The 19,622-nt window shown below is 39.8% G+C and carries 19 protein-coding genes and 1 rRNA gene; 11 read left to right on the top strand and 9 right to left on the bottom strand.

The window, feature by feature from the left end; translation table 11 throughout:
• The first annotated feature begins 10 nt into the window (after positions 1-10).
• The 5 genes from cysW to cysC are packed head-to-tail and all read left to right on the top strand — an operon-like array spanning position 11 to position 5,319.
• Positions 11-823, top strand: a complete 813-nt coding sequence (gene cysW, locus DDE80_RS08885; RefSeq protein ID WP_108307307.1) for a sulfate ABC transporter permease subunit CysW — start codon at positions 11-13, stop codon at positions 821-823.
• 5 nt (positions 824-828) lie between these two features.
• Complete coding sequence (locus DDE80_RS08880; RefSeq protein ID WP_108307306.1) at positions 829-1,875, top strand: sulfate/molybdate ABC transporter ATP-binding protein; 1,047 nt, start codon at positions 829-831, stop codon at positions 1,873-1,875.
• A gap of 12 nt (positions 1,876-1,887) precedes the next feature.
• The gene (locus DDE80_RS08875) at positions 1,888-2,589 is read left to right on the top strand and encodes a phosphoadenylyl-sulfate reductase (protein WP_108307305.1); all 702 of its coding nucleotides are present in this window, start codon (positions 1,888-1,890) and stop codon (positions 2,587-2,589) included.
• Positions 2,590-2,602: 13 nt separating this feature from the next.
• Positions 2,603-3,502, top strand: a complete 900-nt coding sequence (cysD, locus tag DDE80_RS08870) for a sulfate adenylyltransferase subunit CysD (protein ID WP_108307304.1) — start codon at positions 2,603-2,605, stop codon at positions 3,500-3,502.
• The gene (cysC, locus tag DDE80_RS08865) at positions 3,502-5,319 is read left to right on the top strand and encodes an adenylyl-sulfate kinase (protein ID WP_108307303.1); all 1,818 of its coding nucleotides are present in this window, start codon (positions 3,502-3,504) and stop codon (positions 5,317-5,319) included. Before cysD ends, cysC begins: the two co-directional genes overlap by 1 nt.
• Before the next feature lie 151 nt (positions 5,320-5,470).
• Here cysC and cysQ read toward each other — a convergent pair whose 3' ends face one another.
• Both cysQ and DDE80_RS08855 read right to left on the bottom strand, forming a co-directional pair.
• Positions 5,471-6,202, bottom strand: a complete 732-nt coding sequence (gene cysQ / locus DDE80_RS08860) for a 3'(2'),5'-bisphosphate nucleotidase CysQ (protein ID WP_108307302.1) — start codon at positions 6,200-6,202, stop codon at positions 5,471-5,473.
• Positions 6,199-7,077, bottom strand: a complete 879-nt coding sequence (locus tag DDE80_RS08855; RefSeq protein ID WP_108307301.1) for a LysR family transcriptional regulator — start codon at positions 7,075-7,077, stop codon at positions 6,199-6,201. Before DDE80_RS08855 ends, cysQ begins: the two co-directional genes overlap by 4 nt.
• Positions 7,078-7,226: 149 nt before the next feature.
• On the opposite strand from DDE80_RS08855, the gene cobA reads away from it, so the two are divergent.
• The 5 genes from cobA to cysI are packed head-to-tail and all read left to right on the top strand — an operon-like array spanning position 7,227 to position 12,325.
• Entirely contained in the window at positions 7,227-7,973 is a 747-nt protein-coding gene (cobA, locus tag DDE80_RS08850; protein ID WP_108307300.1) for a uroporphyrinogen-III C-methyltransferase, read from the top strand.
• Positions 7,974-7,983: 10 nt separating this feature from the next.
• Positions 7,984-8,733, top strand: coding sequence for a sirohydrochlorin chelatase (locus DDE80_RS08845; RefSeq protein ID WP_108307299.1), 750 nt, complete (start codon positions 7,984-7,986; stop codon positions 8,731-8,733).
• Positions 8,726-8,869 carry a YezD family protein gene (locus tag DDE80_RS08840; protein ID WP_108307298.1) on the top strand — a complete coding sequence of 48 codons (144 nt, stop codon included), beginning with the start codon at positions 8,726-8,728 and terminating at the stop codon, positions 8,867-8,869. The genes DDE80_RS08845 and DDE80_RS08840 overlap by 8 nt, the downstream gene beginning before the upstream one ends.
• Positions 8,870-8,882: 13 nt before the next feature.
• Positions 8,883-10,595, top strand: a complete 1,713-nt coding sequence (locus DDE80_RS08835; protein ID WP_108307297.1) for an assimilatory sulfite reductase (NADPH) flavoprotein subunit — start codon at positions 8,883-8,885, stop codon at positions 10,593-10,595.
• 11 nt (positions 10,596-10,606) lie between these two features.
• The gene (cysI, locus tag DDE80_RS08830) at positions 10,607-12,325 is read left to right on the top strand and encodes an assimilatory sulfite reductase (NADPH) hemoprotein subunit (protein ID WP_108307296.1); all 1,719 of its coding nucleotides are present in this window, start codon (positions 10,607-10,609) and stop codon (positions 12,323-12,325) included.
• Positions 12,326-12,370: 45 nt separating this feature from the next.
• Here the strand turns inward: cysI and DDE80_RS08825 are convergent, their stop codons facing one another.
• The 6 genes from DDE80_RS08825 to aceA all read right to left on the bottom strand — a co-directional run bounded on the left by DDE80_RS08825 (position 12,371) and on the right by aceA (position 18,590).
• Positions 12,371-12,766 (bottom strand): hypothetical protein, encoded by a 396-nt coding sequence (locus DDE80_RS08825; RefSeq protein ID WP_108307295.1) that lies wholly within the window; start codon positions 12,764-12,766, stop codon positions 12,371-12,373.
• Positions 12,767-12,840: 74 nt separating this feature from the next.
• Entirely contained in the window at positions 12,841-14,217 is a 1,377-nt protein-coding gene (locus DDE80_RS08820) for a sensor histidine kinase (protein WP_108307294.1), read from the bottom strand.
• Positions 14,211-14,891: a response regulator transcription factor gene (locus DDE80_RS08815; RefSeq protein WP_108307293.1), complete on the bottom strand. Its 681-nt coding sequence runs from the start codon at positions 14,889-14,891 to the stop codon at positions 14,211-14,213. Before DDE80_RS08815 ends, DDE80_RS08820 begins: the two co-directional genes overlap by 7 nt.
• A 46-nt stretch (positions 14,892-14,937) precedes the next feature.
• The gene (locus DDE80_RS08810; protein WP_108307292.1) at positions 14,938-15,453 is read right to left on the bottom strand and encodes a lysozyme inhibitor LprI family protein; all 516 of its coding nucleotides are present in this window, start codon (positions 15,451-15,453) and stop codon (positions 14,938-14,940) included.
• 235 nt (positions 15,454-15,688) lie between these two features.
• Positions 15,689-17,284 carry a malate synthase A gene (gene aceB / locus DDE80_RS08805; RefSeq protein WP_108307291.1) on the bottom strand — a complete coding sequence of 532 codons (1,596 nt, stop codon included), beginning with the start codon at positions 17,282-17,284 and terminating at the stop codon, positions 15,689-15,691.
• Between the two features lie 25 nt (positions 17,285-17,309).
• A complete protein-coding gene (gene aceA, locus DDE80_RS08800; protein ID WP_108307290.1) occupies positions 17,310-18,590 on the bottom strand; it encodes an isocitrate lyase in 1,281 nt (426 codons plus the stop codon).
• A gap of 204 nt (positions 18,591-18,794) precedes the next feature.
• Between aceA and DDE80_RS08795 the strand changes: the two genes are divergently transcribed.
• Complete coding sequence (locus DDE80_RS08795; RefSeq protein ID WP_108307289.1) at positions 18,795-19,466, top strand: LytR/AlgR family response regulator transcription factor; 672 nt, start codon at positions 18,795-18,797, stop codon at positions 19,464-19,466.
• Between the two features lie 46 nt (positions 19,467-19,512).
• Here DDE80_RS08795 and rrf read toward each other — a convergent pair.
• Positions 19,513-19,622: ribosomal RNA gene (gene rrf / locus DDE80_RS08790) — 5S ribosomal RNA — on the bottom strand; the annotation flags it as partial.

Raw genomic sequence — 19,622 nt, 5'->3', positions numbered from 1 at the left:
GAGGCATACTATGCGTGAACATAAAGGGATAAAATTAGCACTCATTTTTACTATGTATGGCTATATCATCTTATTTTTGCTCGTTCCTTTATTATTTATTTTCACAAAAGCACTCGAACAAGGAGTAGCCGTTTACCTTGCTGCAATTTTAGATGAGGAAGCACGATCGGCCATTCGCCTAACATTGCTCGTCACAGCTATTACGGTACCGCTGAATACACTCTTTGGTATATCAGCTGCGTGGGCAATTACGAAATTTGATTTTAAAGGTAAGCAACTTTTACTCTCTCTCATTGAATTACCTTTTGCTGTATCTCCTGTCATTGCAGGCTTGATGTTTATTTTATTTTTCAGCCCTAGCGGTGTATTGGGTACTGTTATTACTGACTTCGGTCTACGTATTATTTTTTCTGTTCCTGGCATTGTTTTAGCAACGATGTTTGTCACGCTTCCTTTTGTAGCAAGAGAGCTTATTCCAGTAATGGAAGCCCAAGGGCGCGCTGAGGAAGAAGCAGCAATCTCACTCGGTGCTAACGGCTTTCAAATGTTTAAAAGAGTAACGCTACCTGCTATTAAATGGGGATTATTATACGGCGTTATTTTATGTAGTGCACGTGCCGTCGGTGAGTTTGGTGCAGTATCAATCGTTTCTGGACGCATTCGCGGCATGACAAATACGATGCCACTGCATATCGAAATTTTATACAATGAATACCAGTTTGCTGCCGCTTTTGCCGTAGCTTCCTTAATGTCTTTACTTGCTGTTATTACATTATTCATAAAAGTATGGATTGAACATCGCACCCATACGTCAACGAGGTGATTAATATGACGATAGAAATTCAGAATATTTCGAAAAAATATGGTAATTTTCAAGCGCTTCACGATATTAACCTGCACATACCGAGTGGTGAACTCGTAGCCTTACTAGGTCCTTCTGGCTCTGGTAAAACAACACTTTTACGCATGATAGCAGGCTTAGAAAGCGTAGAAGACGGCATCATTTTAGTGGATAACGAAAATGTAGCAAGCTTGCATATTAATCAGCGCGACGTCGGATTTGTTTTTCAACATTATGCACTATTTAAACACTTAACGGTCTTTGACAATATTGCTTTCGGTTTGCAAGTACGTCCTAAACATAAACGGCCTTCAGCTCAAACAATCGCTGCTAAAGTTGATGAATTATTAGCGCTCGTTAAACTTGAAGGGTTTGCTAAACGCTATCCTGCTCAATTATCAGGTGGCCAACGTCAACGTGTCGCGCTGGCTCGCGCCTTAGCAGTCGAACCTAAAATTTTGTTATTGGATGAACCTTTTGGGGCGCTAGATGCTAAAGTACGCAAAGAATTGAGACGCTGGCTACGCAAATTACATAACGACATTCACGTTACGACATTATTCGTTACACATGACCAAGAAGAAGCGCTAGATGTAGCAGATCGTATTGTCATTATGAATAAAGGAAAAGTTGAACAAGTGGGAGCACCTGCTGAAGTGTATGAATCCCCTGTCAGCCCTTTTGTATATGACTTTTTAGGCAATGTTAACCTTTTTAGAGGTAGGGTTATCGATGGGCAATTTAGCTTTAGTAACCAAGCCGAAACGACCAATGAAGCAGTTGGCTATGTGCGGCCACATCACATAAAAATCGAACGTGAAAAAACGAGTGATGCGGTCATTTCTGCTACTATCACGTTTATTCATACGATTGGCCCTATTTGGCATATCGAAATGCGGCGGGATGATGATACGTATATCGAAGTTGAATTAAATAAAGAAGAGTTTTTATTACTCAATCTACAAGTAGGAGAAAACGTGTATGTGAGCCCTAAAGAAATGAAAGTATTTATCCCAGAAGACTTCAGCATTTAAAGGAGGAATTGTATGTTAACGTATGACACTTGGCCAGGCCAACAGCCTAATTTCGCTATAGACAACGAAGATAAAGGTGCATTAGCTGTTTTACGATGGAGTTATGAACAGTATAAAGAAGACCTTGTATATGCTTGTAGTTTCGGTATTGAAGGTATCGTACTTATTGATTTAATCGCTAAAGTACAGCCCAATGCTCGCATTATTTTTTTAGATACGAATGTACATTTTAAAGAGACTTATGAAACGATTGACCGCGTACAGAAAAAATATCCGCTACTGCGTATTGAACGTAAGCAACCTGCACTGACATTAGCACAGCAAGCCGAAAAATACGGTGATAAACTTTGGGAACGTGAGCCAAATACGTGCTGTAATTTACGTAAAATCGAGCCGCTTCAACAAGAGTTAAACAATACGACCGCTTGGCTTTCTGGCTTGCGCCGTGAACAATCTGAAACGCGTAAAAACACCAATTTTATTAATCAAGATCATCGTTTTAAAGCGATTAAAATATGCCCTCTTATCCACTGGACGTGGAAAGATATTTGGCGCTACGTTACAAAGCACGAACTTACGTACAATGTTTTGCATGACCAAGGCTATCCGAGTATCGGTTGTGCACATTGTACTAAACCCGCTTTCACAGCAGAAGACTTGCGCGCTGGGCGTTGGCAAGGTAGCGGTAAAACAGAATGTGGACTACACACATAAAGGAGTATTAACTATGACGAAACTTTCTCATCTTGATCAACTAGAAGCAGAAGCCATTTATATTATTAGGGAAGTCGCAGCTTTATGCGAAAACCCTGTAATGTTATATTCTATCGGTAAAGATAGCTCTGTGATGCTTCATCTTGCTTTAAAAGCTTTTTACCCTGAAAACCCCCCCTTCCCTTTCTTGCATATTGATACGACTTGGAAATTTAAAGAAATGATTGAGTTTCGTGATCGACGCGCGAAAGAATTAGGTATTGAAATGCTTGTTCATCGCAATGAAGATGGCGTTACTCAAGGGATTAACCCTTTTGATCACGGTGCGAGTTACACGGATATTATGAAAACAGAAGCACTAAAACAAGGGCTTGATAAATACGGTTTTACTGCAGCTTTTGGAGGTGGTCGACGCGATGAAGAAAAGTCGCGTGCTAAGGAGCGCATCTTCTCTTTCCGCAATCAACAGCACGCTTGGGACCCTAAAAATCAACGCCCTGAAATGTGGAAACTTTATAATACTTTGGTGCATAAAGGTGAGAGCATGCGTGTCTTTCCTCTATCAAACTGGACAGAAAAAGACATTTGGCAATATATTCACCGTGAAAAAATTGATATTGTGCCACTCTATTTCGCCAAAGAACGTCCTGTCGTTTACCGTGATGGCAATTATGTACTTGTCGATGATGACCGCTTCCGCCTAGAACCAAGTGATCAAATCGAACATAAAATGGTACGCTTCCGCACGCTTGGCTGTTACCCATTAACAGGTGGATTATTATCAGAAGCTACTACGTTAGAAGAAATCATTGAGGAAACACTAGGCGCCGTCACTTCTGAACGTACGACACGCGTAATTGACCAAGAAGCTGTGGGAAGTATGGAACGTCGTAAACGAGAGGGGTATTTCTAATGAAAAAATTACTACGCTTTATTACATGCGGCAATGTAGATGATGGTAAGTCTACTTTAATCGGCCATTTATTATATGAATCTAAGCTGTTATTTGCTGACCAAGAAAAAGCACTGGAGCTGGATAGTAAAGTTGGTAGCCGCGGCGGTGAAATTGATTATGCCCTTTTATTGGATGGGTTATTAGCTGAACGTGAACAGGGCATTACAATTGACGTAGCCTACCGCTATTTTACGACAGATGAGCGTTCATTTATTGTTGCAGATACACCAGGGCATGAAGAATATACGCGCAACATGGCCGTCGGCGCTTCCTTCGCCGAATTAGCAATTTTACTCGTAGACGCTACAAAGGGGATTACTGTGCAAACGAAACGACACGCTCGCATTTGTGCATTGATGGGCATTCGTCATATCGTAGTTGCCGTTAATAAGATGGACTTAGTCAATTTTGAACAGCAGCGCTTTGAAGCGATTAAACGTGACTTCTTAACGCTCGCTACAACATTGGATTTTAGCACCATTCAAGTAATTCCTGTATCCGCAACAAACGGTGACAATATTATTACTGCTTCTGCCGCTACACCTTGGTATGAAGAACTAGCGCTCCTGCCCTATTTAGAAGCGATTAATGTAGAAGAAGACGCATTAGCAACGTTTACCTTACCTATTCAGCGCGTTAGTCGCCCTAATCAAGATTTTCGCGGATTCCAAGGGCAAATTGAATCAGGTCGTATTGCAGTAGGCGATGAAATCATTGCCTTACCGAGCAACGAACGGGCAATTGTAAAACAAATTTTAGTCACTGATCGCACTGAGCAAGAAGCTGTCGCAGGACAACCTGTTACTGTACAACTTTCTAAAGAAGTAGATGTCTCGCGTGGCTGTGTACTAACGACAGATACGACATTAACGACTGCTCAAAAATTCACTGCTCACGTTTTAGTATTGGATACGGAACCACTCGTTATTGGCAAAAATTATTTATGTAAAATTGGAACGCAAACTATCGCCGGTGTTATTACAGCAATTACTCATAAAATTAATATCGAAAATGGCGACTTAGTCGCTGCAGAAAGCTTACAAAAAAATGAGTTAGCCGAATGTACGATTGCATTAGCTGAACCTGTTATTATGAGTACGTTTAACACGCATCATACACTTGGTAGCTTTATTTTAATCGACCGTCTCACTCATATGACTGCCGCATGTGGTGTCATTCAAAACTTAGAACAAACCACTTCTATTTTCGCTCAGCAAACTACGGTGACGGCCGCTATTCGCGAGGCTCAAAAGCAACAGCGAGCACTTACGTTATGGTTTACAGGCTTATCAGGTGCTGGTAAATCTACACTTGCGAACGAAGTAGAAAAACGCCTTGTTTTATTAGGTCACCATACGATGTTATTAGACGGTGATAATTTACGTTTAGGCTTAAATAAAAATTTAGCTTTTGATGAAGCAAGTCGGAGCGAAAATAACCGTCGCATTGCAGAAGTAGCCAAGTTATTAAATGAAGCGGGCTTAATTACACTTGCAGCCTGCATCTCACCGCTCGAGCAAGACCGTAAACAAGCACAAAACATTATTGGCGAGGCTTACATCGAAATCTTTATTAGCACGCCTCTTACTACGTGCGAATCACGCGACACAAAAGGCTTATATGCTAAAGCACGCCAGCAAGAAATCGAAGCATTCACCGGCATTTCTAGCCCTTATGAAACACCTAAAAAACCACATATTATTGTAGATACGACAAGTTTATCTATCGAACAAGCAACCGATAAAATTATGCGTGCGTTAGCAAGTTATTTATAATCATTTCACTACAAGAAGTGAGAACAAAAAGCAAAAATGTTAGACCAAGATAATTGGCCTAACATTTTTTGATTATTAAAGATATATATGATGTTTTAGAATAAAAAACCAATATTCCCCACTACAACCGAGTAATCTCTCAGCTGCTTTGTTACTTTACAATATGATAGGGATTTTTTAAAGAAGGCTTATTATAACGTAATTCTTCACCTGTCGTATAATCCATAACCTGATGCCCACTATAGCGCACAATGGCATGTGCAGCAGCTGTATCCCATTCCATGCAATCTCCAAGACGCGGATAACAATAAGCTGAGCCTTCCGCGACAGCACACATCTTTAATGAACTTCCTAACCGTTGAATCACAGTAATACCTTGCTGTTGTAAATAAGCAAGCGTTTCTTTTGACGCGTGCGACCGACTAATTACAGCCGTATGATTAGAGGCTGTAACATGAGCTAATGGCTTTGCTTGCCCGTTTGTTACTTTATAAGCACCTTGCTCAGATGCATAATATAATACGTCATTAGCTGGCGCATAAACGACACCTAACACGGGCATATTGTGTTCGATTAATGCAATATTTACTGTAAATTCTCCATTTTTAGCGATAAATTCTTTCGTGCCATCTAACGGATCTACAAGCCAAAACTGCTGCCATTGTTTGCGTTCCTCATAAGGGGCAATGGCTCCCTCTTCACTAATAATAGGAATCGTCGGCGTAAGTTTTGTTAATGCATCGGTAATTACCTTATGCGCTACTTGATCAGCAAGCGTAACAGGAGACAAGTCGTTTTTATAGGTAATCTCAACGGGCGCTTGATAAATTTTAATAATCGCCGCTCCTGCTTGTTTAGCAATCGCGATTACTTGTTCAATCATAATTTTTCCTCCACTAATTCTATAAAGCTTGATACACTTCGAATATTTTTCATTACTGGTGAATAAACGTATGATAATACGCGGGTAAATCGCTCTGCTACTGGCACAATGACGACATCCCCAAATTTTACATCTCGCATTACCGTATAGCGCGAAATAAGTGAAATGCCAACATTATTCATCACGGCTTCTTTCACGCCTTGATTACTACTAATTGTTACGATAGCTCTTGTTTTAATAGCATGTGTGCGCAAAAAATGTTGTAAATTTTCGCGCGTGCCTGAACCTAGCTCTCGCGACAGCCATACTTCATTTTGTAAATCACTCATCTGCACATCTTTTTTATGAGCTAATGCATGTGTAGGGCTCACAATAATAACGAGTTCATCTTCCATAAAAGGCATTAATAAAAGCTCTTTCTCATTAGTCGTGCCTTCAATTAACCCAATATCTACTTGTAAATGTTTAACTTGCTTTACGATTTCTTCTGTATTACCAATCGTAACATCTAAATTTAGTTGGGGGTACTCCATGCAAATATCCCCTAAAATCATCGGCAAAATATATTCCCCAATCGTAAAGCTAGCCCCAATTTTCAATTCACCTTGAACGGCATCATGACAAGCTAAAATATCACTTTTTGTTTGTGCAATAAGTTGCTGGATTTGTTTGGCTCGCTCTAACAATAGCTCACCCGTTGGCGTTACACTCACTTGCTTAGACGAACGCTGAATGAGTTGTGACTGAAATTCTTGCTCTAAATTTTTCAAATGAAGACTGACTGTAGGTTGCGACATAGTTAATGCTTCTGCTGTTTTCGTAAAATTTTTCAACTCACATAATTTTGTAAAGGTCACTAATTCTTCGACATTCATACGAGCCCTCCTCAATGATTAGCTTTTGTAATTAATGCTATTACTAATCTTTATTTCCTTAATCACGTAATTTTTAGTAGAGTATAACACATAGCAAAATTAAAACCTAGTTAATTTATATGTTTTATTACTTATGAAGGAGAATGTGTATGAGTAAAGTTTATATCGTAGGCGCTGGGCCAGGAGATGAGGAGCTAATTACTTTAAAAGGGCTACGTTGCATCCAAGAAGCCGACGTTATTTTATACGATCGACTCGTCAATGAAAAACTATTAGCCCATGCTAAACCGCATGCCAAACTTATCTTTTGTGGCAAACAGCCTCGCCAACATGCCATGATTCAAGCACATATTAATCATTTGCTCGTTTACTACGCTGCACAAGGGAAAGTAGTGACGCGTTTAAAAGGCGGGGATCCCTTCGTTTTTGGACGCGGGGCCGAAGAAGCTGAAGTCGTCGTAGCTGCTAATATTCCTTTTGAAATCGTACCAGGTATTACAGCTGGAATTGCTGCACCTGCCTATGCAGGCATTCCCGTAACTCATCGCGATTATGCCTCTAGCTTTGCAGTAGTAACAGGTCATATGAGAGAAGGAAAGGATGATGCTATTAAGTGGCATCACTTAGCAAAAGGTGTCGATACATTAGCAATTTATATGGGGGTTAGCAACCTTCAGTATATTTGCCAACAACTAATTAAGCATGGTCGCCTCGGCTCTACACCGGTCGCTTTAATTTATAAAGGTACGTATGCGGAGCAACAAACGCTAGTTGGCACACTCGCAACGATGCCGCTGCAAGCAAAGGATATTCCAAACCCTAGCATGATTGTTGTCGGTGAAGTCGTTAAGTTACACGAAAAAATTCAGTGGCTACCAGCACTAGCCACAGTATAGGAGGGATGATATGCAAGCTATATTATATATCGGACATGGTACGAGACGCGCTAAAGGTGTCGCACAAGCCATTCGTTTTTTTGAACACACGATGCGCTATCGCCAAGAGGCTATCCAAGAAATTGCCTTTTTAGAGCTTGCTACACCGAGCATTCCTGAGGGGATTGACACATGTGTAAAAAAAGGAGCAACAGCGATTGCCATTGTCCCTTTACTATTAATTAAAGCATCGCATGCTAAAGCTGACATTCCTGCGCTGATTGCCGAGGCTAAACAACGTTATCCATTTATAACATTTACCCAAAGCGAACCCCTCGGTCATCACCCTTTGCTAATCGAAACATTGCACACTACTATTACTAAGCAAACAGCGCTACCACAACATGCAACAATTTTATTAGTAGGACGCGGCAGTAGTGACGATGCAGCGGTTGTTCATATGCAACAAGTCGCTAGGCAATTAACACAGCGCTACAGCTTGCATATCATCCCTTGTTTTTTGTATGGCAATGGGTTGCGCTTCGAACAAGCTATTGCTAGCTTGCATGCAACAAGTCAAAAAATCGTCATCGTGCCTTACTTATTGTTTGCTGGTTTATTAAGTAAACATATCACACAAACCGTCGCTAACTTACCACCATCCGCCGCTACATTTATACGCTGCGATGCGCTAGGTCAGAGCGAAAACATACACCTTGTATTACATCAACGCATTGATGAAGCTTTGCAACCATTAAAGGAGGTTAGTCATTATGGCTGAAGAGAAAAACATTTCAGAAGCAATCGCTAATTTACAAGAAATTTTAAAGACGATTCAATATGGCAATGTTACTTTGATTATTCAAGATGGTCACATTGTACAAATCGAAAAACATGAAAAAATTCGTTTAAAATAATTGAGGTGAAATCGTGTCAATCGCAACTACTAATAGCCCCTTTAATGAGGCGCAAATTCAATTACTCAACCAACTTTTACCGTCTTTAGACATTTATCAAAAAGCTTGGTTGGCCGGTTATATAAGTGCAACACCACAAGCAGATATTACTAGCAATGTTGAAACAAAGAAAGTGACGGTGCTCTACGCCTCACAAACAGGTAACAGTCAACAACTTGCAGAAACATTAGGCGAACGTTTACGCCAAGCCAATGTAGAAACTACAGTCGTTTCTACCGCGAAATTTAAAACGAATCAACTTAAAAAGCTAACGAATTTAATCGTTATTGCTAGCACGCACGGTGAAGGCGAACCACCTGACAACGCTATTCCGTTTTATGAGTTTTTACATAGCTCACGCGCACCAAAGCTTAGTCATTTAAATTATGCCGTACTTGCGCTAGGTGATAGCTCTTATGAATTTTTCTGTAAAACAGGCGCTGACTTTGATCAACAGCTTGAAAAATTAGGGGCAAAACGTTTAATTTCACGTGTGGATTGTGACGTAGCTTACGAAGAAGACGCAGCGCGCTTTATCGATGACATTATCGAACAAGTTGCTCAAGTAAATGTCCCTACCATTCAGTCAAACGCAACGGTAAATGAAGCGTCCGTCTATACAAAATCTCAACCATTTTATGCTGAAGTAGTAGATAAATTCGTCTTAAATGGACGTGGTTCATCTAAACATACGATGCATATCGAATTATCTCTCGAAGGGGCCAACCTCACATACGAGCCAGGCGATAGTGTCGGTATTTTAAGTAAAAATAATGCGGCACTCGTTGAGCAAGTCGCGGCAGCTTTAACTTTTACAGATGAGAAGCCTGAAAATTTACAACAACAATTAGTCACCAAAGAAATTACTCAACTAACGAAACCGTTATTTGAAAAATTAAAAAATTATAGTAAAAATGAGGCGTTTTTAGCATTAGCTTGGCAAGATTACCATTATGGGCGTGATTTATTAGACGTCTTAACCACATACGGACCTTTTGAATGGACGAGTGAACAATTTTTAGCCTTGCTACGAGATTTACCACCGCGTCTATATTCCATTGCTTCGAGTCAATTAGCTAATGAGGAAAGTGTGCATTTAACGATTAGCAAAGTGGCATATGAAACAGACGGACGTGAGCGCCTCGGCGTATGTTCAGGTCAAATCGCTGAGCAAATCGAAGTAGGCGATCAACTCCCTATTTATATTCATCATAACCCCAACTTTAGCCTACCTAAGGATGAAACACCTATCATTATGATTGGTGCTGGTACAGGGGTTGCACCGTTCCGTAGCTTCATAGAAGAGCGTGCAGAGCGACAGCAAACGAGCGATGCTTGGCTATTTTTTGGTGACCAACATTTTGTTACCGACTTTTTATACCAAACGGATTGGCAACAATGGCTTGAAGACGGTGCGTTAACGGATATTTCACTCGCTTTCTCAAGAGATCAATCAACAAAAATTTACGTACAACATCGTCTAGCTGAGCAAGCAGAAAAAGTTTACGAATGGCTACAGCGTGGTGCAATTATTTATGTTTGTGGTGATAAAGATGCCATGGCCAAAGACGTTGAGCAAACATTACTCACGATTATTAAAGAACAAGGTGCATGCACAGATGAAGAAGCGAATGCTTACCTTACTGAACTACGACAAAATAACCGCTATCAACGCGATGTGTACTAAGGAGCGAAACGATGGAAAAAATTATTTTACCTACTCAGCCTGGCACACCAAGTGATGTAGAAGATATTAAACAAGAGAGTAATTACTTACGTGGCACACTCGAAAAAACGATGCAAAACCCTTTATCTTCTGGTATTCCAGAAGCTGATAACCGCTTAATGAAGTTCCACGGAAGCTATTTACAAGATGACCGAGACTTACGCAATGAACGTCAACGCCAAAAGCTAGAACCTGCTTATCAGTTTATGGTTCGTGTACGCACACCTGGTGGTACGGCGACACCTGAACAATGGTTAGTGATGGATGAGATGGGCGATAAATACGGTAATGGCTCGTTAAAATTAACGACACGCCAAGCGTTTCAAGTGCATGGCATTTTAAAATGGAACGTCAAAAAATACATGCAAGAAATCCATGAAGTACTACTGGATTGTATTGCAGCATGCGGTGATGTAAACCGTAATGTAATGTGTAATGTGAACCCTAATCAATCCGACTTCCATCAAGAAGTGTACGAGTGGTCAGCTAAATTAAGTGAACATCTCTTACCTAAAACACGTGCTTATCATGAGTTATGGTTAGATGGTGAAAAAGTATTTGATGGTCAACAGACAGAAGAAGTGGAACCAATTTATGGTGCGCTTTATTTACCTCGTAAATTTAAAATTGGCATCGCTATCCCACCTAGCAATGATGTTGATGTATTTTCACAAGATATTGGCTTAATCGCAGTTATCGAAAATAATGAACTCATCGGCTTTAACGTAGCTGTAGGCGGTGGCATGGGTATGACACATGGTGACACAGCCACCTACCCACAGCTCGGACGTCTTATTGGTTTTATTTATAAAGAGCAATTACTAGAGACAGCTGAAAAAATCTTAACGATTCAGCGTGACTATGGTAATCGCTCAGTCCGTAAAAATGCGCGTTTTAAATATACTATTGATGCGCGCGGCTTAGAGTGGTTTAAAGATGAGCTCGCAAAACGTCTCAGCTTTACATTAGAAAAATCCCGCCCTTACCTTTTTACTCGCACGGGCGATGAATATGGCTGGATTCAAGGTGAAGATGGTAATTGGCATCATACTTTATTCATTCAAAATGGACGCATTAAAGACGAAGACGACTACTTGTTAAAAACGGGTTTACGTGAAATTGCCAAAGTGCATACAGGGCTGTTTCGCTTAACTCCTAACCAAAACCTTTTAATTGCAGATGTTACCCCTGCTAAAAAAGAGCAAATTGATCAATTGCTAAAACATTATGCCATTACAGATGGTGCGCAGTATTCTGCTTTACGCCGCAATGCGATTGCTTGTGTTTCTTTACCTACATGCGGGCTTGCTATGGCTGAGGCTGAGCGCTACTTACCTTCATTAATTACAAAAATCGATGAAATTTTAGCCGAACATAACTTAAGTCAAACTGAAATTGGCATTCGTATGTCAGGTTGCCCAAATGGCTGCTCACGTGCTGCAATGGGCGAGATTGGCTTTATCGGTAAAGGGCCAGGCAAATATAATTTATATTTAGGTGGCGACTTTACAGGGCAACGACTTAATAAATTGTATAAAGAGAATATTGACGAAGCAGAAATTTTAGCTACGCTACAACCTCTGCTTGCCCACTACGCTAAAGAGCGCCAAAAAGACGAACATTTCGGTGATTTCGTCATCCGCCAAGGTTATGTTGAAGCTGTTACAGACGGTCAACATTTCCATCATTAAAAAAACAAGACTTGTCACGCATTGAATGTGACAAGTCTTGCTTTTTTATGCTTTTGCTTTATCGATAAAGAATGTTACTGCTAAGAATAATGCAAAACTTACTAATAAAATAGTACCCCCTGCAATAAAGAATACAAGGTTAACAACTTCGCTAATCGCAAATGGTTTTACATAGTATAACCACATACCTACACCTAAACCAAATGCGCCAATCATACCTGTAATCGCTTGTGCTGTTACTAATTTTTTAATGCGAACTTCGTAGTTTTTATAAAAAATACCCCAAGCGAACATGCTAAGCCAACCGACTAATAAAATATGAACGTGAACAGCTTTTAATGCATAACTTCCTGCCCCAGCCATATGAGAACCTAAATAAGTACCAAATAAACCAAATACCGCTGCAAAGCGAATTAAACGAATTGCCCATTGTTTTTCCATGGTTAATTCCTCCATTATTTTGTTTGTGTACTCATAGTATAAATTCCCAATATGAACTTTATATGAACTCAAAATTACAGCTTAGGTAAAGTCACTTTAACGGTTGTGCCAACGCCTTGTTCACTAGAAATTACGACAGTACCATCATGCTTTTCTACGACTTGTTTGACAATAGGTAAACCTAGACCAGTACCATGCTTCGTACGTGATGCATCTGCACGGTAAAAACGATCAAAAACATGTGCAAGTGCTTCTTTATCCATACCTATACCTGTATCTTCTACCGTTACGATAATAGCGGTTGCTGTCTCTTCAACAGTTAATGTAATTTGAGCTCCATCTTCACTATATTTAATAGCGTTCGCAATAATATTATCCCAAATATTTTGCAGTAAACCCGCTTCACCTTTATAGTGAACCTCTGGCATAGTATAAGAAAATTCAATATGATGTTCTTCCATTTGCCAACGATATTTCCGTACCGTTTCTTTTAATTGAGCAGTTAAGTCAAACAACTCGCGCTTAGGCTTGCGTGTTGAACTATCAAGTGTCGTTAACACTAATAATTGCTTTGTTAAATTAGAAAGTCGCTTCGTCTCTATTTCGATAATTTCACCGTACTCCGCGCGTTCTTCATCTGTTAAATTAGGTTGTGCAAGCAGTGTAGCATAACCTTGAATGTTTAATAATGGTGATTGAAAATCATGCGATACATTACTAACAAATGTTTTACGCATCGCATCATTTTCTTGTAATTGGTCCGTCATACGCTGGAAGCTATTCGCTAACTGACCAATTTCATCTACGCGCTCTATTTCTAAAGGTGCTTCATAATTTTCATGCGCAATCGCGCGCGTCGCCCTTGTTAACTTTTTAATTGGTGAAATAATCGTCTGCGCTAAAACGATGACACCAATTAAGCTTAAAATAAACATGGCTAACATGAGTGCACCTAAAATACGATGTACCTCAGAAAATAATAATTTAATATTAGGTCGCATAAAAAGAGCGTATTGCTCATCCTCATACGTAAATGGTATCCCGATAGTATTAACTAGTTCATTAGCAAAAAAACCCATCACAAATGTTTCACGTGGAAAATCACGCATACCGTGATAAATATTGCCTGCTAATACGTCAGCAACTGTCGTTGCTTCTAACGTTGTATCACGAAAAGCCCCGCCATAAAAGACTGGCGCCCCCCCTTCTTTCACAATATATAATTGATAACCCGTTTCCCCTAACATCGTGAAATAGTCGTCTAAGTTATCTACTTGTGCATCAGCAATATAAGCGACCATTGCCTCAGCAATCTCTACATTTTTTTGATCATTAGGTGCTTTAATAACTTGATGATAATACGTATTAGTGAAAAAAAAGCCTAGCAGTAAGCTGCCAAGCATTAATAATAAGGTGGTTAGCGCAAATTTGCTAGATAATGTCTTTAACATGCGCCGTTTACCTCTAATTTATAGCCAACACCACGCACCGTAGTAATGGTGACACAAGTCGTATGTTTAGTTAGACGTTCACGAATACGTTTAATATGCGTATTTAGGGTTTGTTCATCTCCCTCATAATCAAAGCCCCAAATTTGTTCCATTATAGTCGCCCGAGGAAATACTTGATTAGGACGAGAAGCTAGCAGCGCTAGTAGCTCAAACTCTTTTAATGGTAACATTAATGTTTGTTTACCAATCGTCACCTCAAAGCTACGGCGATCGATAAACATATCTCCTACTTCAAATGTCTCTTGATTTTTTTTATCAAAACGTCGCAAAATAGCAGCTACGCGAAATAGTAATTCACGTGGTTCGAAAGGTTTTACAACGTAATCATCTGACCCTGCTGAGAAGCCTTTTTCCTTATCTTCAATTTCACCTTTAGCTGTTAACAATAAAACGGGTATATTATAATCTTCATTTAAAATTTTTGTTAATTCAAAACCATTCATCCCAGGCATCATCACATCGACAATAGCTAAATCAGGTAGCGTAGTCTCTAGCTTGTGAAAAGCATCCTCCGCACAACTTGCTTGAATGACAGAATATCCCGCCTGCACTAAATGAATATTAACAAGCTTTAAGATGTGCGCATCATCGTCTACTACTAAAATCGTGTTCATTTCATTGCCCCCTCACTATTTCTACATTCACTATAACAAATATCCGCTACATATATTGTGCAATTAACTCATAGCAACGTTCAAATGTCAAAGTCGCTAAAAAACTAGGAATTGCAATAGCTCGCCCACCATCTCCCAAAGCTGAGTCCTCCCCTGGTAAGCGACCATCACTATACACGAGCCAATCTTCATGCTGCTTAGCAAATTGCTCAGCTTCTACTTTAGGCATTGTAGTATGTAGTAAATTATACATTTCAGTAAGTATGGCTTCTACTTCTTGATATTGTTGCTCTAATAACATTCGTTGTTCAACTTGCGTGGGGATTTGATGCGTCAAATCATCCCATTGTTGCTCATGCGCTACTTTTAAAGCATCTAAGCGCTCTGTATAGTGGAGTGAATCTGCTTTTACACCAAATGTTAGTGCGCTCGTTGTTTCGCTGTTATAATTTGCTGTTACTTCTGTTGAAGTCGCCATTTTAGGCGATGTAGCTTCTTTTTCCTCTTTACTGCAAGCTACTAAAATTGTGCTCACCATGCCAACTATAACTAACCTTTTCATTGCGTTCACCTCTTATCCTTTTATTACTATAATATACAAAAAAGTCTTATAGCGCGTAGCTATAAGACTTTTTCCCTTATATAGACCCCTTTGTCTAAACCTTTTACACGTTTCTCTGGCATTCCTACTGTCGAGGGGTAAGTTTGCCAAGTTTGCAAGCAGCATTCGACAACAGCTTACAATGATTGAATGTTATAATTAAAATTAGGAGAGTTTGTTCTGTGACTTAATGGAATTACTTTAACTTGTCGTAACCTGGAAGCGTTAAGAACTCAACGAATTCATCTTGTGTAATTAAAGATTTGAATAGTTCAGCCGCCTCATCATAACGACCACTTTCATAAGCTTGTTCCCCAACAGCTTCTTTAATTTTTACAAGTTCTTCGTCTAAAACTTCGAGTACGAAGCGTTCTGTAATACCGCGTCCATCTTCCAAAATACCCTTATCATGACGAATCCATTGCCAAACTTGCGTACGAGAAATTTCAGCTGTTGCTGCATCCTCCATCAAGTTGTTAATCGGTGCAGCACCTTGACCACGTAACCATGATGCAATGTATTGCACACCTACACTACAGTTTGTACGTAAGCCTTCGATTGTAATCGTACCCTCTGGTACTGCTAATAAATCATCAGCTGTTACGTTAACGTCTTCACGTTTTTTATCAATTTGATTCGGTGTTTTCATCACATCATCAAATTGTTCCATAGCGGTAGCTACCATACCTGGGTGAGCAACCCATGTACCATCATGACCATCTGTTGCTTCACGACGTTTGTCCTCCGCTACTTTTGCAAATGCTACTTCATTTGCTGCATCGTCCCCTTTTACAGGGATTTGTGCCGCCATGCCTCCGATTGCTGGGGCATTACGTTTATGGCATGTTTTAATACATAGTTGTGTATATGCACGCATAAACGGTACGGTCATCGTTACTTGACCACGATCTGGTAAAATAACGTCTGGCTGATTGCGTAAGCGTTTGATATAGCTGAAAATATAATCCCAACGACCACAGTTCAGACCTGCTGAATGTTCGCGTAGTTCATACAAAATTTCATCCATCTCAAAAGCAGCCATAATTGTTTCGATTAAAACAGTCGCCTTAATCGTGCCTTGTGGAATACCGATGTAGTCTTGTGCGTAAACGAATACATCATTCCATAGACGTGCTTCTAAATGACTTTCTAATTTAGGTAAGTAGAAGTATGGTCCTGTACCTTTAGCTAATGCATTTTTAGCATTGTGGAAGAAGTATAACCCAAAGTCAAAGAAGCCACCTGAGATTTCCTCACCATTTACAAGTACATGTTTCTCCATTAAATGAAGGCCACGTGGGCGTACAAGTAAAGTTGCTGTTTCTTCATTTAATTTATATGTCTTACCGTTTGACTCTTGGTGAAACTCAATCGTTTTGTTAATCGCATCACGCATATTAATTTGACCATTAATCATATTTTCCCAAGTTGGTGCTGAAGCGTCTTCAAAGCAAGCCATGAACATTTTCGCTCCAGAATTTAGGGCATTAATGACCATTTTACGATCTACCGGACCAGTAATTTCTACGCGTCGATCTTGTAAATCCGCAGGGAGTGGCGCAATTGTCCAATCTCCCTCTCGGATTTCTTTTGTTTCAGGTAAAAAGTCGAGTTTTTCACCTTGATCGAGGCGTTTTTGACGTTCCTGGCGTAGCGCTAGCAACTCTTTACGACGAGCATCGAACTTCTCATGAAGCGACTGTACAAAAGCTAACGCTTCTGGCGTTAATACTTCTTTTGTTTGTTCGTTTTGCTCTCCAATAATTTTAATTGTGCCTGTAGCTTGTTCCATGTCAAAACCCCCATCCCTTTAAAAATTAGAACTGTGCTGTTTCAGTTGAACCTGCCATAGCCGTTGTTGAAGAAGTACCGCCAGAAATAACTTGTGATACATCATCAAAGTAACCTGTACCAACTTCACGTTGGTGCTTAGTTGCTGTATAGCCTTTAACCTCTGAATCAAACTCTGCTTGTTGTAAACGAGAGTATGCAGCCATGCCTTCATCTTTATATGCATGAGCAAGCTCAAACATAGAGTGGTTAAGTGAGTGGAAACCAGCTAATGTTACGAACTGGAATTTATAACCCATCTTACCTAATTCACGTTGGTATTCAGCAATTTCTTGCTCTGAAAGATTAGCTTTCCAGTTAAATGATGGCGAGCAGTTATACGCTAACATTTTCCCTGGGAATTTAGCATGAATTGCATCAGCAAATTGGCGTGCTTCTTCCAATGATGGATGTGATGTTTCACACCAGATTAAATCTGCATATGGTGCATAAGCTAAGCCACGAGCGATCGCTTGCTCAATGCCTGCTTTCGTACGGAAGAAGCCTTCTGGTGTACGTTCGCCTGTAATGAAGTCTGCATCACGTGGGTCGATATCAGATGTAACCATATCTGCTGCGTCTGCATCAGTACGTGCGATTAAAATAGTTTCTGTGCCCATAACGTCCATTGCAAGTCGAGCTGCAATTAAGTTACGTACTGCATTTTGTGTAGGAAGTAATACTTTACCACCTAAGTGACCACATTTCTTTTCAGATGCTAATTGGTCTTCTAAGTGAACACCTGCCGCGCCTGCTTCAATCATACCTTTTACTAATTCAAATACGTTAAGTGGACCACCGAAACCTGCCTCAGCATCTGCTACGATTGGAGCGAACCAGTCAAAACCATCTTCGCGACCTTCTGTATGATCAATTTGGTCTGCACGTTGTAACGCTTGGTTAATACGCTTTACAACTGCTGGTACAGAGTTTGCTGGGTATAACGATTGGTCAGGATACATTTGACCTGAAAGGTTCGCATCCGCAGCTACTTGCCAACCTGATAAGTAGATTGCCTTTAGACCTGCTTTAACTTGTTGTACAGCTTGGTTACCAGTTAATGCGCCTAATGCATTGATAAACGGTTCTTCATGTAAAGAATTCCATAGACGAGCTGCGCCTCGCTTCGCTAACGTTTGCTCAATAATTACTGAACCTTGTAACTTAACTACTTCCTCAGCTGAATAACCGCGTTCGATACCTTCCCAACGCTTGCTTTCTGCCCAATCCTTCTCTAATGCTTGAATCTTCTCTTGACGTGTTGACATATTACTCCACACCTTCCCATTTGTTTGTGTACAGCTCAACTTTTATAAAATAACTGTTACATAACAGTTGAACTTGTTGTAAATTAATATATAACAGGTACACAAAATTGTCACTCTTTTCCGACAAAATACGATATAATCATGATGAATGGGAAATTGCTTAGACAGAAATAAGAATTAAATTACATATTAGGGGGTTTTATAATGACACAATCCATTTCTACAACGGCACACGAAATAGCAACACACTATCAAACTATTTTAGCTGACTGGTTACCAAAACAAAGTTCTATTGCTATCGCTATGCATGATGAGTATATTTATTTTTCTTCCACTAATGAACAATTTCAACTAAGCGTCGGTTCTCCCGTTCAAAAAGAAAGCATTGCTCATGCCGTGCTCCAAAGCCATAAAAAAATTGATGCTATGATGGACGAAACGTTGTTTGATCAGCCGTACTACGGTATTGGTTATCCTATTTTACTCAATCAAACAAAGGCTGCACTTATAGTGATTTTACCTTCTCATTTTTCTTTCCCTGAAAAGGAGCCTATTTCATTCTTAACAGGTAAAGATGAGAATGGGTGGAGTCCTGTATTAATCAATGATGTAATGTATATTGAAAGTTTAAATAAAAAAACTTGGTTTTATGAAAAAGGTACACAGCATAAAACAACGATTACTTTAAAAGAACTCCAATTATCTTTGCCAAAACAATTTTTGCGTATTCATCGCTCCTATATTATTAATATTCGCTATATTAAAACGATTACTCGCGATTTAGCTTCAAACTTTCAAGTAACTTTAATTAACGAAATGACACTACCTATTAGTCAATCTTATATCAATGACGTTCGTGCAGTATTAAATTTTTAAATACAAAAAAACGAGCAACTCCTAAGAGTTACTCGTTTTTTCTATTGCCTAGCGATGTTCTACTCTCGCAGGGGCTAACCCCAACTACCATCGACGCTAAAGAGCTTAACTTCCGTGTTCGGTATGGGAACGGGTGTGACCTCTTTGCCATTATCA

This window comes from Metalysinibacillus jejuensis, from assembly GCF_003057615.1.
GTDB classification, from domain to species: Bacteria; Bacillota; Bacilli; order Bacillales_A; family Planococcaceae; genus Metalysinibacillus; species Metalysinibacillus jejuensis.
The sequence above is the reverse complement of the archived record's forward strand: the minus strand, read 5'-3'. Positions and strand labels throughout refer to the sequence as shown.

Excerpts from the sequence above, each read along its gene's own strand:
- DDE80_RS08810 (WP_108307292.1), bottom strand. The coding sequence starts at position 15,453 with ATGAAAAGGTTAGTTATAGTTGGCATGGTGAGCACAATTTTAGTAGCT.
- cysC (WP_108307303.1), top strand. The coding sequence starts at position 3,502 with ATGAAAAAATTACTACGCTTTATTACATGCGGCAATGTAGATGATGGT.
- DDE80_RS08845 (WP_108307299.1), top strand. The coding sequence starts at position 7,984 with ATGCAAGCTATATTATATATCGGACATGGTACGAGACGCGCTAAAGGT.
- aceB (WP_108307291.1), bottom strand. The coding sequence starts at position 17,284 with ATGGAACAAGCTACAGGCACAATTAAAATTATTGGAGAGCAAAACGAA.
- DDE80_RS08875 (WP_108307305.1), top strand. The coding sequence starts at position 1,888 with ATGTTAACGTATGACACTTGGCCAGGCCAACAGCCTAATTTCGCTATA.
- DDE80_RS08820 (WP_108307294.1), bottom strand. The coding sequence starts at position 14,217 with ATGTTAAAGACATTATCTAGCAAATTTGCGCTAACCACCTTATTATTA.
- cysQ (WP_108307302.1), bottom strand. The coding sequence starts at position 6,202 with ATGATTGAACAAGTAATCGCGATTGCTAAACAAGCAGGAGCGGCGATT.
- cysW (WP_108307307.1), top strand. The coding sequence starts at position 11 with ATGCGTGAACATAAAGGGATAAAATTAGCACTCATTTTTACTATGTAT.
- DDE80_RS08840 (WP_108307298.1), top strand. The coding sequence starts at position 8,726 with ATGGCTGAAGAGAAAAACATTTCAGAAGCAATCGCTAATTTACAAGAA.
- cysI (WP_108307296.1), top strand. The coding sequence starts at position 10,607 with ATGGAAAAAATTATTTTACCTACTCAGCCTGGCACACCAAGTGATGTA.
- DDE80_RS08880 (WP_108307306.1), top strand. The coding sequence starts at position 829 with ATGACGATAGAAATTCAGAATATTTCGAAAAAATATGGTAATTTTCAA.
- DDE80_RS08825 (WP_108307295.1), bottom strand. The coding sequence starts at position 12,766 with ATGGAAAAACAATGGGCAATTCGTTTAATTCGCTTTGCAGCGGTATTT.
- DDE80_RS08855 (WP_108307301.1), bottom strand. The coding sequence starts at position 7,077 with ATGAATGTCGAAGAATTAGTGACCTTTACAAAATTATGTGAGTTGAAA.
- aceA (WP_108307290.1), bottom strand. The coding sequence starts at position 18,590 with ATGTCAACACGTCAAGAGAAGATTCAAGCATTAGAGAAGGATTGGGCA.
- cobA (WP_108307300.1), top strand. The coding sequence starts at position 7,227 with ATGAGTAAAGTTTATATCGTAGGCGCTGGGCCAGGAGATGAGGAGCTA.
- cysD (WP_108307304.1), top strand. The coding sequence starts at position 2,603 with ATGACGAAACTTTCTCATCTTGATCAACTAGAAGCAGAAGCCATTTAT.
- DDE80_RS08815 (WP_108307293.1), bottom strand. The coding sequence starts at position 14,891 with ATGAACACGATTTTAGTAGTAGACGATGATGCGCACATCTTAAAGCTT.
- DDE80_RS08795 (WP_108307289.1), top strand. The coding sequence starts at position 18,795 with ATGACACAATCCATTTCTACAACGGCACACGAAATAGCAACACACTAT.